This is a genomic window from Aquariibacter albus (assembly GCF_014145335.1).
Classification (GTDB): Bacteria; Pseudomonadota; Gammaproteobacteria; order Burkholderiales; family Burkholderiaceae_C; genus Aquariibacter; species Aquariibacter albus.
This window is the reverse complement of record NZ_JACIVI010000004.1, coordinates 62,057-76,436: the sequence shown is the minus strand read 5'-3', so window position 1 is coordinate 76,436 and position 14,380 is coordinate 62,057. Positions and strand designations below refer to the sequence as shown.

Here is a 14,380-nt window from a genome sequence, read left to right as displayed (position 1 = left end):
CCATGAAGCTGCGTCAGCTGCGGCGCGCCCTGCGCGCCACCCCCTCGATGGACCGGCCGGCGCGGCCGGCCACGCTGCTGCTGGCCCTGGCCCTGGCCCTGCCGGCGCTGCCACTGCAGGCCCAGACCCAGGCCCCGGCCGCACGGCCGGCCGCGGCCAAGCGTGGCCCGGCGCCAGTCACGCTGAACTTCGTCAACGCGGAGATCGAAGGCGTGGCCCGGGCCGTCGGCGCGATCCTGAACAAGCCCATCGTCGTCGACCCGCGGGTGCGCGGCACGATCACGCTGTTCAACGAAACCCCGGTGCCGCCCCAGGAGGCCTACCGGAATTTCCTGGCCGCGCTGCGCGGCCTGGGCTTCACGGTGGTCGAGGTGGCCGGCCTGCTGAAGGTGGTGCCGGAGGCCGATGCCAAGCTGCAGACCGGCACCGTCGCCGTCGACGAGACCGAACGCCGCGGCGACCAGATCCTCACCCAGATCTTCCGCCTGCAGCACGAAAGCGCCGCCAGCCTGGTGCCGGTGCTGCGGCCGCTGATCAGCCCGAACAACACCATCAACGCGAATGCCGGCAACAACACCCTGGTGGTGACGGACTATGCGGACAACCTGAAGCGCCTGGGCCAGATCATCGCGGCGCTGGATCTGCCGCAATCGGCGGAGGTGGAGATCCTGCCGCTGCGCCATGCCGTGGCGGCGGACCTCGCCCCCATCGTGCAGCGCCTGTCCGACGGCGGCAGCGCCGGCGGCGCGGCCACGCCGCCCGGGGTGCCGGTGCCCGGCGGCATCGGCAGCACGGGGGTGTCGGTGATCGCCGACCCGCGCGGCAATGCGCTGCTGGTGCGGGCCGGCCAGCGCGGCCGGCTCAGCGCGGTCCGTGCACTGGTGGCCCAGCTCGACGTGCCGGGCCGCAGCGGCACGGCCGGCAGCGGCATCCATGTGGTCTACCTGAAGAATGCCGACGCCACCCGGATGGCCCAGGTGCTGCGCGCCGCCTTCAGTGCGGCGGCCAGCGGCGGCGCGAGCGGTGGATCCGGCGCCGGCACGGCCGCCAGCCTGGTCGGCGGCGGCAGCCCGACCGCTGGAGGCAGCAGCGGGCTGGGCGGCAGCGGCACGGCCAGCGGCCTGGGCAGCTCCGGCAGCGGCAACAGCGCGGCCCCGCAGACCACCCAGCCGGTCAGCGGAGCGGCCGCCCCGTCGACCGGCGGCTTCATCCAGGCCGACCCGGCGACGAATGCCCTGATCATCACCGCGCCCGAACCGCTCTACCGCGAACTGCGTGCGGTGATCGAGCAGCTCGATGCGCGCCGCGCGCAGGTCTTCGTCGAGACCATGCTGGTCGAGGTCAATGCCAACAAGGCCGCCGACCTGGGCTTCCAGTTCCAGGGCCTGCTCGGCGGCGGCAACAACGTGCGCGTCTTCGCCGGCACCAATTTCGGCAGCGGCGGCAACAACCTGCTGAACCTGTCGATCGCCGGGGCCACCGGCAACGTCAGCACCAGCACCCTGCCCTCGGCGGGCCTGAATGCCGGCCTGCTCAAGCGCTACGGCAATGTGATCACGCTGGGCGCGCTCGCGCGTTTCCTGCAGACGGAGGCCGACGGCAACATCCTCTCGACGCCCAATCTGGTGACCCTGGACAACGAGGAGGCCAAGATCGTCGTCGGCCAGAACGTGCCCTTCGTGACCGGCTCCTTCACCAACAGCACCAGCGGCGCGACCAACCCCTTCCAGACCATCGAGCGGCGCGATGTCGGCATCACGCTGCGCGTGCGGCCGCAGATCGGCGAGAACGGCACGGTGCGCATGGTCATCTATCAGGAGTCGTCGAGCGTGGTGAACCAGAACGTCTCGCAGGGCGTGGCCGATGCCACGGCAGGCCTGGTCACGAACAAGCGCTCGATCGAATCGACCGTGGTCGTCAACGACGGCGACATCCTGGTGATGGGCGGCCTGATGCAGGAGCAGTTTCAGGACAACACGAGCAAGGTGCCCGGCCTGGGCAGCCTGCCGGGCATCGGCGCGCTGTTCCGCAGCGACAACCGCACCCGCACCAAGAGCAATCTGATGGTCTTCCTGCGCCCGGTGGTGATGCGCGACGCCGACGCGGCCAATGCCCTGAGCCTGGGCCGCTACGAGCTGATCCGCGCGCAGCAGCAGGGCGCGCAGCCGGCCGACAAGCCCGGCCTGGACGTGGGCCCCGGCCCGGTGCTGCCGGCCCCGCCCGGCTCGGCACCGGCCGAGCAGCCGCGCTGAAGCCGGGAGCCGTCGATGGCCCTGCGCCACCCCCTGCCCTACGCCTTCGCGAAGGCCCACACCCTGCTGGTCGAGGACGACGGCGAGGCCCTGGTGCTGCACTGCGGCCCCAGCCCCTCGCCGGCCGCGCTCGGGGAGCTGACCCGACTGTTCGAGATCGACCGCATCGAGACCGCGCCCGCCGAGGCCCTGGCCCTGCGCATCGCCCGCGCCTATGCGGGCGGCGAATCGAGCGCGGCGGCGGTGGTCGGCGAAGTCGAGAGCGCGGTCGACCTCTCGCGCCTGATGCAAGACCTGCCGGCGGTCGAGGACCTGCTCGAAGCCGCCAACGACGCGCCCATCATCCGCATGCTCAATGCCCTGCTGACGCAGGCCGCCAAGGACGGCGCGAGCGACATCCACATCGAGCCCTACGAGCGCAGCAGCGCGGTGCGCTTCCGGGTCGACGGCACGCTGCGCGAGGTGGTGCAGCCCAACAAGGCCCTGCACGGCGCGCTGATCAGCCGGCTGAAGATCATGGCCGAGCTGGACATCGCCGAGAAGCGCCTGCCGCAGGACGGCCGGATCAGCCTGCGCATCGGCGGCCGCGCGATCGACGTGCGGGTCTCGACCCTGCCCAGCGCGCACGGCGAACGCGCGGTGCTGCGCCTGCTCGACAAGGGCGACAGCAGCCGCTACTCGCTCGAATCGCTGGGCATGGCCGGCGAGACGCTGGAAGACTTCAAGCGCCTGGTCGCCCAGCCGCACGGCATCGTGCTGGTCACCGGCCCGACCGGCTCGGGCAAGACGACCACGCTCTACGCGGCCCTGGGCCAGATCGACACCGCCACCACCAATGTGCTGACGGTGGAGGACCCCATCGAGTACGAGCTGCCCGGCATCGGCCAGACCCAGGTCCATCCCAAGATCGACCTCACCTTCGCCAAGGCCCTGCGCGCCATCCTGCGCCAGGACCCGGACGTGATCATGATCGGCGAGATCCGCGACCACGAGACCGCGCAGATCGCCGTGCAGGCCAGCCTGACCGGGCACCTGGTGCTGGCCACCCTGCACACCAACGACGCGCCCTCGGCCGTGACCCGGCTGGTGGACATGGGCATCGAGCCCTTCCTGCTCAGCTCCAGCCTGCTCGGCGTGCTGGCCCAGCGCCTGGTGCGCAAGCTCTGCCCCGACTGCCGCCGCCTGGGCGAGGACGGCCGCTGGCATGCGGTCGGCTGCCCGGCCTGCGGCCACACCGGCTACCGCGGCCGCACCGGCGTCTACGAGCTGATGACCGTCAACCCGGCCGTGCAGGCCCTGGTGCACGAGCGGGCGGCCGAGTCCGAGATCGCGGCGGCCGCCCGGGCCAGCGGCCTGCGCAGCATGCGCGAGGATGGCGAACGCCTGGTCGCCGAAGGCCAGACCTCGCTGGAAGAGCTGCTGCGCGTCACGCGCGACTGAGAAGGTGTGAACGGACCCGCCATGCCCGCTCATGCCGCCCGGAGCCGCCCCCTCGGCGTTGCAAATGCTCGCCGTAGCACGGGCTACGGCTGCGCTTTGCGCCTTGATGGGACGGCTCCGGGCGACCTGCTCGGACACGGCCGGTCCATTCACACCTTCTGAGTCCGCCGCCATGCACTACGAGCACCTGATCCAGGTCACCGACCCGGCCGACCCGCGCATCGACCCGATGGACCGCGATGCGCTGTGGCGCGGCCTGCTGGCCCGCGTCTACGCCCCCGAGCGCTTCCCCTTCGGCCCCGACGACTGCCGCACCCAGGCCCTGGACGGCAGCACCCGCCCCGAGGACGCGACCCGGCTGCGCCGCGAGCTGCACTACGGCGAGCTGCGCCTGGTCGACGAGGTGACGATCCAGTCCGGTGTCAGCCTGGTCTTCCAGCCCGAGCGGCGCGAAGGCATGCCCGCCATCGTGCTGAGCCTGCGCCTCGAGGAGCCGCAGCCCGGCCTGCTCTGCCTGCGCTTCATCTACCTGTCACCGGCCGAGACCGACGACCCCGAGACCGACGGCCTGCGCCAGCAGGCCTGGCTGGCCGCCGACCGCGACATGGTGCGCACCCTGCGCACCTGGCAGGCGCAGGGGCGTCTCTAGCCCGCCGCCCGCGCCGCTCAGGGCGCGACCGGCTCCACCCCGAACAGCGCCGCCAGCCCGGTGAAGCTGGCGAAGGCCAGCACGGTGCTGGCCAGGATGATGCGGGCGACGCGGCCGTTGTCGGCGCCGTGGCGCTCGGCCAGGAGCGAGGCATTGCTGGCCGAAGGCAGGGCCGCCGCCAGGGTCAGCACCATCAGGGTGAAGGCCTCCAGCGGCCAGCCCGCGGCGGCCAGGGCCAGGCCGCCGGCGAACATCAACGCAGGGTGGACGAAGAGCTTGAGCGCAGCGATCGGCAGCACCTCGGCCGGCGGGGTGCGGCGCTGCGCATGGAGGCCGCTGCGCCAGAGCACGGCACCGATGGTGAAGAGCGCCACCGGCGTGGCGGCGCCGCCGAGCAGCTCGACGATGCGTGCCGCGGGCGCGGGCAGCGCCCAGCCCATGACCGAGAACAGCGCGCCCAGCGCGATCGCCCAGGGCTGCGGGTTCTTCAGCGGCCCGGCCATCAGGGCGCGCAGGCGCCGGGCCCAGGGCAGGTGGCCGCTGCCCTGCATCTGCGCCAGGGCCAGGCAGACGCCGCTGATGATGAACATGTCGGCCAGCAGGGTGACCATCATGGGCGCGGCCGCGGCCGGCCCGAGCAAGGCCACCATCAGTGGCATGCCCATGAAGCCGGTGTTGGGGAAGGCGGCGACGAAGGCCCCGAAGGCCGCGTCCTGCCAGCCCAGGCGGCGGCCGACCCAGCCGCGCCGGCTCATCCCCGCGGCCAGCGCGACGATCAGCAGGCCGCAGGCGGTGTAGAGCGCCAGCGCACGCGGGTTGAAGACCGCCGCCACCGGCGAGGCCGCGCCGAAGCGGAACAGCATGCAGGGCAGTGCAAAGAACAGCACGAAGGCGTTCAGCCCCGGAATGGCCGCTTCCGGCAGCACGCGGAAGCGGCCGGCCAGCCAGCCACACAGCACCAGCGCGAAGAAGGGCAGGGTGACGGCGAGCAGGGCAGGCATGGGACGGAAGTGTCGCCGCCGCCTGCTCAGGCCGCGCTGCGGGCAGCGCGTAGCGCGATGCCTGCAGCAGTCCCCGTCAGCAGGCCGCAGGCAGCCCACAGCAGGGCGATGCGCCGCACCGGGCCGACCGGCGCGTAGAGCCAAGCGTCCACGGCATGCAGGGACACCAGTTCCAAGCCCAGGATCAGCCCCAGGGCGACGGCGGCCAGCCACGCCAGGCGCAGGGGCCGGCGCGGATCCGCCGGGTCGACCGGATCCGGCGCGCGGTGGCCACCACGGCGGCCCAGGCGTCGCAGCCCCCCCCGACCGACCGCCAGCAGGCCCAGACCCAGCGCGGCCAGCAGCAGCAGCTGCCAGGGGCCGCGGCCCGCATACAAGTCCTCGCGTTTCAAGCCCGCGATGACGAGGGCCCGCAGCAGGTGGCGGGCGTTGCTGGCGGTGTCCAGCAGCAGCAGGGCGTGCAGGGCGGCCAGGGTCAGCCAGAGGCGGGCCGGGCCGCGGTGGGCACGGACGGCGCGGGCGGCGGTAGCGCAGGCCAGGGCGCCGAGGCCGAAGGCCAGCAGGCCCAGCTCGCGGGTCAGGTCGGTCATGGCGGTGGGCGGTGGGCGGTGGGCGGTGGGCGGTGGGCGGGGCAGCGGCGGGGCCGCTGGGGGTGGGATCGGCGGGCAGCAGGCGGCAGGCGCCGCCTATGATCGCGCCGATGCATCCAACCCCCCTGCTGGCGCTGGCCGTCTTCCTCGGCGCTGCGGTGCTGCTCTTCTGGCGCCTCCCCGTCCGGCATGCTGCCCTGGCCGTGGCCCTGGGCGGCTGGGTGATGCTGCCGGCCGGACCCTTCCCGGCGGCCAGCACGGACGGCGTCTTTGCCTACTGGATCCTCGGCCAGGCCCTGCCCTCGGATCTGCCCCTGGGCAAAAGCGTCATCGCCCCGGCCGTGGCCCTGCTGGGCCTGGCCCTGCGGGCCCCCCGGCTGCTGGGCCAACTGCGCCCCGCGGTGCCGGATCTGCCCCTGCTGCTGTGGTGCTTGAGCCCCCTGCTGCTGGCGCCCTTCCAGGGGGGAGAGGCCGACCCGCCGCCCCTGCGGGCCAGCCTGCTGCTGTTCGGCGGCTGGGGCCTGCCCTGGCTGCTGGGCCGCGCCGTGGCGGGGGATGCCGCCGGACGGGCACTGCTGCTGCAGGCCCTGAGCCTGACGGGTCTGGCCTGCCTGCCCTTCGCCCTGGCCGAGGCCTGGACCGGCCCCTGGCTGCACGAGGCGCTCTACGGCCCCCACCCCTTCGACGCGATCGGCAGCGTGCGCTACCTGGGTCACCGTCCGATGGGCTTCTTCGAGGACGGCAACCAGTACGGCATCGTGCTGGCCCTGGCCAGCCTCGCCGCGGTCTGGCGGGCCCGCAGCCTGGGGATGCAACAGGGCCGCGGCCTCGTGGCAGCGCTCCTGCTGGCCATGAGCCTGGCGGCGCAGTCCGTCGGCGCCCTGCTGCTGCTGGGCCTGGGCCTGGCCCTGCTGGCCAGCGCCTCCTGGCTGCCGCCCCGGCGCCTGGCCCCGGGGCTGGCCGGGCTGCTGCTGCTGGGCGGCCTGGTCTATGCATCCGGCCTGCTGCCGCTGCGGCAGTGGGCCACCGGCACGACCGCGGGGCAGGCTGTGGTGCAGTTGCTGCGGGACGCCGGCCGCCATTCCCTGACCTGGCGGATCAGCAAGGAGCAGGCCCTGCTGAAGCCGGCCCTGGCGCGCCCCTTGACGGGCACGGGCCGCTGGGACTGGTTCCGACCGGAGGGCGTGCGTCCCTGGGGGCTGACGCTGCTGATCGTCGGCCAGTACGGCCTGCCGGCCCTGGCCTGCGTGCTGGGCCTGTGGCTGCTGCCCGTGCTGCGGGCCGCCAGCCGGGCACCGCCCGGCCCGGCCTGGCAGCCGGGGCAGGGCAGCTGGGCACTGGCGGTGATGCTGCTGCTGGCCCTCGGCGATGCCCTGCTGAACAGCTTCATCGCCTGGCCGGCCCTGCTGGCGGCGGGGGCGCTGGCGGACCCGGGGCCGGACTGAAGCTTCCCGCAGACCCTGCCGGCCGACCGGACGAGCCCGTCGGCCTGCGGGCGGGCCGGCCTCGGGCGCCTTGACCCGGCTAGCCGCTACGATCCGCGGCTTTGCGCGCGCCCCGGCGCCGCCCTGCCTTCCCGGATCCGATGGCCGACGCCCCCTCCCTCAACCTCGCGCAGATGCAGGCCGTGCATCACCTCGGCGGGCCCTGCCTGGTGCTGGCGGGCGCCGGCTCGGGCAAGACGCGGGTGATCACGCACAAGATCCAGCGCCTGCTGCAGGCGGGGCTGGCGCCCTCGCAGATCGCCGCGATCACCTTCACCAACAAGGCCGCGCAGGAGATGCGCGAGCGGGCCAAGGCCCTGGTCGGTGGCCGGGCGGCCAAGGAACTGGTGATCGCCACCTTCCACTCGCTGGGCGTGCGCATGCTGCGCGAGGACGGCCAGGCCCTGGGCCTGAAGCCGGCCTTCTCCATCCTCGACAGCGACGATGTGCTGGGCCAGATGCGCGAGGCCGGCGGCACCACCGATGCCAAGACGGCCCGCCACTGGCAGTGGACGATCAGCCTGTGGAAGAACCAGGGCCTGACGCCCGAACAGGGCCTGGCCGCGGCGGCGAATGAGGACGAGCGCGTGGCGGCCATCGTCTGGGGCAAGTACCAGGAGCGGCTGCAGGCCTACCAGGCGGTCGATTTCGACGACCTGATCGGCCTGCCGGTGGCCCTGCTGGAGAAAAACCCCAGCGTGCGCGAGAAATGGCAGACCAGCCTGCGCCATGTGCTGGTCGACGAGTACCAGGACACCAATGCCCAGCAGTACCAGCTGCTGAAGCTCCTGGTCGGCGGCGGCGACGGCAAGCCCTCGGCGCGGCCGGCCCTCTTCACCGCGGTGGGCGATGACGACCAGAGCATCTACGGCTGGCGCGGCGCGACCATCGACAACCTCAAGCGCCTGCCGCTGGACTACCCCGAGCTGACCGTCATCCCGCTGGAGCAGAACTACCGCTCGACCAGCGCCATCCTGCGCGCGGCCAATGCGGTGATCGCGGCCAACCCGAAGATCTTCGAGAAGAAGCTCTGGAGCGACCTGGGCGAAGGCGAGCCGGTGCGCGTGCAGCCCTGCGACGGCGAGGAGCACGAGGCCGAACGCGCCGTGGCCCGCATCCAGAGCCTGCGGGCGGCGGGCGGCAGTGCCGCCGGCGGCGGCCTGGCCTGGAAGGACTTCGCCATCCTCTACCGGGCCAACCACCAGGCCCGGGCGATCGAGCAGAAGCTGCGCGCCGCGCAGATCCCCTACAAGGTCTCCGGCGGGCAGAGCTACTTCGACCGGGCCGAGATCAAGGACCTCTGCGCCTGGCTGCGCCTGCTGGTCAACCAGGACGACGACCCGGCCTTCCTGCGCGCCGTGACCACGCCCAAGCGCGGCATCGGCCACCAGACCCTGGGAGCGCTGGGCGAGTTCGCCGGACGCTGGAAGGTCTCGATGTTCGAGGCCCTGTTCGCCGACAGCCTGGAAGCCACGATGAGCAAGAAGGCCCTGGGCTCACTGCATGAGTTCGGCCGCTACGTGAACGAGCTGGAGCACCGCGCCCGCCACACCGCCGGCGCCGAGGATGCGAAGACCCTGCTCATGGGCTGGCTGAGCGACATCGGCTACGAGCAGCACCTGCGCGACCACGAGGAGAGCGAGAAGCTCGCCACCGCCCGCTGGGGCAATGTGCTGGACTTCGTCGACTGGATCGCCAAGCGCTGCGGCGGCGAGATCGACGCCACCGGCGGCGCCACCTTCGAGACCGAGCGCAAGACGGTGCTGGAGGTCGCGCAGACCATCAGCGTGATCCTCAGCCTGGCCGAGCGCGGCGACGACCAGGACGTGGTCACCCTGTCCACCCTGCATGCGGCCAAGGGCCTGGAGTGGCCGCACGTGATCCTGGTCGGCGTGAACGAGGGCTTGCTGCCCTTCCGCAGCGAGGAGACCGAGGGCGTGGACGCGGCCGACATGGCGCAGCGCATCGAAGAGGAACGGCGGCTGATGTACGTCGGCATCACCCGCGCGCGCCGCACCCTGCTGGTGAGCTGGCTCAGCCGCCGCAAGCGCGGGCGCGAGATGGTCAAGGGCAGCCCGAGCCGCTTCATCGGCGAGATGAAGCTCGACGAAGCCACCACCAAGGAAGATCCGCGCGAGAAGCTCAAGGCCCTGCGTGCCGAGTTCGCCGCGCGGGCCGCGGCGGCACCGAAACCGGCGGCTTGAGCGTCGGGGCCTCGGGCGCGGCAGGGGGGCGGCGGCTCAGGGCGTCGGGCAGTCCGGCGCGCTGTCGGGCAGGCGGTGCAGGGTGAAGACGCCGCCGCCGTCCAGGTCGCGGTAGCGGTGGTGGCGCGGGCCCAGCTCGACGATCTCGGTGCAGTAGCGCGCGCCGGGCGGCAACCAGAACGCGCCCTCGGCGCGCAGCACCCGGTAGCACATGCGCCGGCCCGCCATCTCCACCTCGCCCAGGCCGTCGAAGGCCTGGCGGCTGTCGGGCGCGCGACCGCACATGCGCAAGCGGCCGTCCGGCGTGAAGCGGTCGTGGGCCCAGCAGCTGCGGCCACCGTCCTCGCTGTTGCACCACAGGCCCTGCAGCGCGGCCTGCAGGGCCGGCCCCTCGGGCAGAGGCGGCGGAAGCGCACAGGCGGACAGCAGGGCGAGCAGCGGGCCGAAGGCGGCGCGGCCCAGGCCGCGGGCCCGGCGTGCAGGGCCGGTCGACGGGGCGCCGATGCGCTTCATGGCGGCGAGGCCTCGCTCGGGCAGGGCCCGTGACGCTGGCGGAAATCCCGGGGCCGCTCGGCCGCCGGATCGGCGAAGAGCCCGCGCCGCGCGGCGCGGGCGGCAGCTTCCTCGCGGGCATAGGGGCCCGGATCGTCGCGGTAGCGGGCCGACCAGGCATGGCCCTCGCGCACCAGGCGTGCGCCCAGGTCCTCGCCCGCCAGGCGCAGCGTGACCAGGGGGCGGCCGTAGACATCCTGCGCGCCGCGGTCCACCCGCACACGCTGCTTGAGCACCCAGCCGGCCAGCGCGGTGCGGGCCGCCTCGCCATGCGCCTGGCAGCGCTCGGGCGCATCGAGACCCACCAGCCGCAGCTTGATCGGCCGGCCGCGGCGGCCGTCCTCGCGCAGCGGCGCCAGCCAGAGCGTGTCGCCGTCGCTCACGCGGGTGACCCAGCCGTCGAGCACCTCGGCCCGCGCGCACCCGGTCGCCGCAAGCAGCAGCCCGGCGAGCAGGGCCCGGCAGGGGCGGCTCATCCCCGGCCCCACCACCACCCCAGCGCCAGGGCCCCCAGCAGCAACCAGATCAAGACGACCAAGACGGCCCCCGCCCGCCACTTCGGCGCCCGCGCATGGCGGCTTTCGGCCTCCTGCCGGGCCTCGGCCAGGCAGACCTGCCAGAGCGGCTTGGGCGCCAGGGCCACGGCCAGGGCCAGGCCCAGGGGCAGCAGCAGCAGCTCGTCGAGCAGGCCGAGCACGGGAATGAAATCGGGGATCAGGTCGATCGGGCTCAGCGCATAGAGCAGGACCAGGCCGGCCACCGCCTTGGACGGCCAGGGCGTGTTGGGGTGTCGCAACAGTTTCCACAGCGCGAAGACGCGGATCTTGAGGGCGCGGCGGGCGGCGGGGCCGGTCAGGGCGGAGAACCAGGACATGCCCAAAGTATGGCCGCCGAAGCGCGCCGAAGCCCCCCGTGCCGTGTCCGGCTGCGGGCCGAACCCGCCTGCCGGAGGCTCGATCCGGCTACATTTGAGGGGTGGACAGGCCGCTGGCCTCTGCCGACCGAGGGTCGGCCTTCTTGCTGCCCCCGACCTGCTCCGTTTCAGCCTGACCGCGAATGCTGTTCGCGGTCTTTTGTTTTGGGGCGGACCCGAGCGTCGCCCGAGGAGCTGGTGGATGAGTAAAGAAGACCTGATCGAAATGAACGGCAAGGTGGACGAGGTGCTGCCCGACGCGCGTTACCGCGTCACGCTGGAAGGCGGCGCCCAGCTGATCGCCTACGCGGCCGGCAAGATGCGCAAGCACAGCATCCGCATCCTGGCCGGCGACAGCGTGTCGCTCGAGCTCTCGCCCTACGACCTGACCAAGGGCCGCATCACCTTCCGTCACCTGGAGCCGCGGAGCGGCGGCCCGGCCGGCGGCGGCCCGCGCCGGAACGTGCGCCGCTGAGCGCGGCCTCCGGCGCGCGACCCAGGGCCGCCAGGCCCTCGGCGCGTGCCGCATCCGCTTCCCCGAGGGCGCGCAGCATCCGGTCCAGTCGCTGGGCCAGTTGTTCGGTGCTCAGGCGCTCGCGCAGTCGTTCGACGCGCAGCGGCAGGCTGAAGGGGCTGGGCCCGTCCAGGGCCACCCGCTGCAGCCGCAGGCCCTGCACGCGCTGCAGCGTGGCCTGCAGACGGCCCAGATCCAGCTCCTGCGCCAACACCTCCGTCTCGGCCTGGCCGAGCAGGCGGTTGCCGGCGTCGTGCTTGCGGAAGACCTCGTAGAAGAGCTTGCTGGAGGCCTGGAGCTGCCGGGTCGACTTCGGCGCGCCGGGATAGCCGGTGAAGACCAGGCCGGCCACGCGGGCGATCTCGCGGAAGCGGCGTTGCGCCAGCTCGCCGGTGGCCAGGCTGGCCAGCACATCGTCGAGCAGGTCGGCGGTGGACCACAGCCGCCCCGGCGCTTCCGGGCCGCAGGCGGCGCCGACCGGCTGGTCCGGCAGGCCGAGCGCGTCCAGATCGGGCGGCTCGGCCGCGAGCAGCTCGAAGCCCAGGTCGTTGACGGCCAGGCTGAAGGTGTTGGGCTGCTCGCGCGCCCAGCGCCAGGCCAGCAGGGAAGCCAGGCCCAGGTGCACATGCCGCCCCGCGAAGGGGTAGATGCAGACGTGGAAGCCCTCGGCCGTGCGCTCGTGCTCGACCAGCAGGGTGCCGGGCGTCGGCAGGCGGGAGCGCTGGACCTGGGTGGCCAGCATCGGCCAGGCCGCGCGCAGCTCGGGCTCGTCCAGCTCCGGCGGCGGCTGCTCGCGGCCCGGGGCGGCTTCCAGCGCGGGGCGCACGGATTCCAGCACCTCCAGCACGGCATCGGCCAGCTCGGTCGACAGGGGCATCTTGCCGCCTTGCCAGGTGGGCACGGTGCCGCTGCGGGCGGTCGCCGGGCGGACCAGGGCACGCATCTCGTGCACCCGCACCAGCTCCAGCAGGCGGCCGGCGAAGACGAAGGCATCGCCGGGCTGCAGCCGGGCGATGAAGCCTTCCTCGATGCTGCCGAGCGAGCCGCCCCCGCCCGCCGCGCGGCGGGCCCAGACGACCTGCATGGACGCCTCGCTGACGATGGTGCCGATGGCCATGCGGTGGCGGCGGGCGATGCCGCGGTCCGGCACGCTGGCGCGCAGGCTGCCGTCGGCCGCGGGGCCGACGCGCACGCGGTGGTATTCGGGGTAGGCGCCCAGGCTGGCGCCGCCGTGGACGACGAAGTCCAGCGCCCAGCGGAAGGCGTCCAGGCCGAGCTGGCGGTAGGCCGGCGCACGACGCACCTCCTCGAACAGGGCGGGTGCATCGTGGGCCCCGGGCCGACCGGGCCGCGGCTCGACCGGGAAGCCGCCACCGAGCGCGACGGTGACCAGGTGCTGCACCAGCACGTCCAGCGGCGCCTCGGGGCCGTGGCGCGGCTCGATGCGGCCGGCCTGAACGGCACGCCGCGCGGCCACGGCTTCCAGCAGCTCCAGGGTGTTGGTGGGCACCAGGGTCAGGCGACTGGGCCGGCCCGGCGCATGGCCGCTGCGGCCGGCGCGCTGCAAGAGGCGGGCAATGCCCTTGGCCGAGCCGATCTGCAGCACGCGCTCGACCGGCAGGAAGTCCACCCCCAGGTCCAGCGAGGCGGTGGCGACCACGGCCTTCAGCTGGCCCTCCTTCAGCCCCGCCTCGACCCAGGCCCGCACGGCCGGATCGAGCGAGCCATGGTGCAGCGCGACCAGGCCGGCCCAGTCCGGCCAGGCTTCCAGCAGCAGCTGGTACCAGATCTCCGCCTGCGAGCGGGTGTTGGTGAAGACCAGGGCGGTGCCGGCGCCGTCCAGCTCGGCGACCAGCGGCGCGAGCATCTGCCGCCCGAGGTGGCCGGCCCAGCTGAAGCGACCGGGCCGGGCCGGCAGCAGGGTGTCGATGCACAGGGTCTTGTCGATGCGACCCTGCACCAGCACGGGCTGCGGCGCAGCGGCCGGCGTCTCGCCCCCCGCCCCCAGCGGCTGCGGCGGCGCGCCGAGCAGGGTCTCGCCGGCGGCGGCCAGATTGCCCAGGGTGGCCGACAGCCCCCAGACCAGCAGGCCCGGGTTCCAGCCCCGCAGCCGGGCCAGGGCCAGCTGCAGCTGCACGCCGCGCTTGCTGGCGATCAGCTCATGCCATTCGTCGGCGATCAGCACGTCGACGCCGGCCAGTTCCTCGGCCGCATGCTCGCGGGCCAGCATCAGGCTGAGCGACTCGGGCGTGGTGACGAGCACGCTGGGCCAGCGGCGGTCCTGGCGCGCGCGCTCGGCGGCCGGCGTGTCGCCGCTGCGCAGGCCGGCCGTCCAGGCCGGGGCCAGATCGGCCAGCGGCGCCTGCAGCGCGCGCAGGGTGTCGGCGGCCAGCGCCCGCATGGGCGTGACCCAGATCAGCCGCAGCGGCGGCGCACTGCGGGCCGCCAGCAGGCCCTGGCGGGCTGCGCGGGCCAGGGCCCCCAGGGCGACCGCATAGGTCTTGCCGGAGCCGGTGCTGGCATGCAGCAAGCCGCTGCGACCGGCGGCCATTGCCGCCCAGACCTGGCGCTGGAAGGGAAAGGGCTGCCAGCCCCGGCCCGCGAACCAGGCCTCGCCCGGCAGGGCAGCGGCGGGGGGCGGGGTCGACGGGGCAGGCGATGAGGGCATGGCGGCCGGCAGGCTAGCAGCGGCAGCGCCTGGCCGGCCGGGCCGGGGCTTTGGCCGGCCGGCGCGGGCAGGCCGCGCGGGGCCGCGTCGGACCGGCCCCTGCCGGCCCCCCG

The 14,380-nt window shown here is 73.8% G+C and carries 12 protein-coding genes; 6 read left to right on the top strand and 6 right to left on the bottom strand.

What is annotated here, in order from left to right:
• The first annotated feature begins 2 nt into the window (after positions 1–2).
• The 3 genes from gspD to H4F90_RS11405 all read left to right on the top strand — a co-directional run bounded on the left by gspD (position 3) and on the right by H4F90_RS11405 (position 4,341).
• On the top strand, positions 3–2,252 hold the full coding sequence (gene gspD / locus H4F90_RS11415) for a type II secretion system secretin GspD (protein ID WP_235972173.1): 2,250 nt from the start codon (positions 3–5) through the stop codon (positions 2,250–2,252).
• Between the two features lie 21 nt (positions 2,253–2,273).
• A complete protein-coding gene (gspE, locus tag H4F90_RS11410) occupies positions 2,274–3,692 on the top strand; it encodes a type II secretion system ATPase GspE (protein WP_328700919.1) in 1,419 nt (472 codons plus the stop codon).
• A 172-nt stretch (positions 3,693–3,864) separates the two neighbouring features.
• The gene (locus tag H4F90_RS11405) at positions 3,865–4,341 is read left to right on the top strand and encodes an AtaL-like protein (RefSeq protein WP_182664671.1); all 477 of its coding nucleotides are present in this window, start codon (positions 3,865–3,867) and stop codon (positions 4,339–4,341) included.
• Between the two features lie 17 nt (positions 4,342–4,358).
• Here H4F90_RS11405 and H4F90_RS11400 read toward each other — a convergent pair whose 3' ends face one another.
• Together H4F90_RS11400 and H4F90_RS11395 are read right to left on the bottom strand one after the other, a co-directional pair.
• On the bottom strand, positions 4,359–5,342 hold the full coding sequence (locus tag H4F90_RS11400; RefSeq protein ID WP_182664669.1) for an AEC family transporter: 984 nt from the start codon (positions 5,340–5,342) through the stop codon (positions 4,359–4,361).
• Between the two features lie 26 nt (positions 5,343–5,368).
• Positions 5,369–5,932 (bottom strand): hypothetical protein, encoded by a 564-nt coding sequence (locus H4F90_RS11395; RefSeq protein ID WP_182664667.1) that lies wholly within the window; start codon positions 5,930–5,932, stop codon positions 5,369–5,371.
• Positions 5,933–6,042: 110 nt separating this feature from the next.
• On the opposite strand from H4F90_RS11395, the gene H4F90_RS11390 reads away from it, so the two are divergent.
• On the top strand, positions 6,043–7,377 hold the full coding sequence (locus H4F90_RS11390; protein WP_182664665.1) for a hypothetical protein: 1,335 nt from the start codon (positions 6,043–6,045) through the stop codon (positions 7,375–7,377).
• A gap of 140 nt (positions 7,378–7,517) precedes the next feature.
• Positions 7,518–9,620, top strand: a complete 2,103-nt coding sequence (locus tag H4F90_RS11385) for an ATP-dependent helicase (protein ID WP_182664663.1) — start codon at positions 7,518–7,520, stop codon at positions 9,618–9,620.
• A gap of 36 nt (positions 9,621–9,656) precedes the next feature.
• On the opposite strand, the gene H4F90_RS11380 is transcribed toward H4F90_RS11385, so the two are convergent.
• The 3 genes from H4F90_RS11380 to H4F90_RS11370 are packed head-to-tail and all read right to left on the bottom strand — an operon-like array spanning position 9,657 to position 11,046.
• Positions 9,657–10,133: a hypothetical protein gene (locus H4F90_RS11380; protein WP_182664662.1), complete on the bottom strand. Its 477-nt coding sequence runs from the start codon at positions 10,131–10,133 to the stop codon at positions 9,657–9,659.
• Complete coding sequence (locus H4F90_RS11375; protein WP_182664660.1) at positions 10,130–10,648, bottom strand: thermonuclease family protein; 519 nt, start codon at positions 10,646–10,648, stop codon at positions 10,130–10,132. The genes H4F90_RS11380 and H4F90_RS11375 overlap by 4 nt, the downstream gene beginning before the upstream one ends.
• Complete coding sequence (locus H4F90_RS11370; protein ID WP_182664658.1) at positions 10,645–11,046, bottom strand: YkvA family protein; 402 nt, start codon at positions 11,044–11,046, stop codon at positions 10,645–10,647. Before H4F90_RS11370 ends, H4F90_RS11375 begins: the two co-directional genes overlap by 4 nt.
• Positions 11,047–11,287: 241 nt before the next feature.
• Here H4F90_RS11370 and infA point away from each other — a divergent pair, with 241 nt between their 5' ends.
• Complete coding sequence (gene infA, locus H4F90_RS11365; RefSeq protein ID WP_182664656.1) at positions 11,288–11,560, top strand: translation initiation factor IF-1; 273 nt, start codon at positions 11,288–11,290, stop codon at positions 11,558–11,560.
• On the opposite strand, the gene H4F90_RS11360 is transcribed toward infA, so the two are convergent.
• Positions 11,487–14,267 (bottom strand): ligase-associated DNA damage response DEXH box helicase, encoded by a 2,781-nt coding sequence (locus H4F90_RS11360; protein ID WP_182664655.1) that lies wholly within the window; start codon positions 14,265–14,267, stop codon positions 11,487–11,489. The genes infA and H4F90_RS11360 overlap by 74 nt on opposite strands.
• Positions 14,268–14,380: the final 113 nt, after the last annotated feature.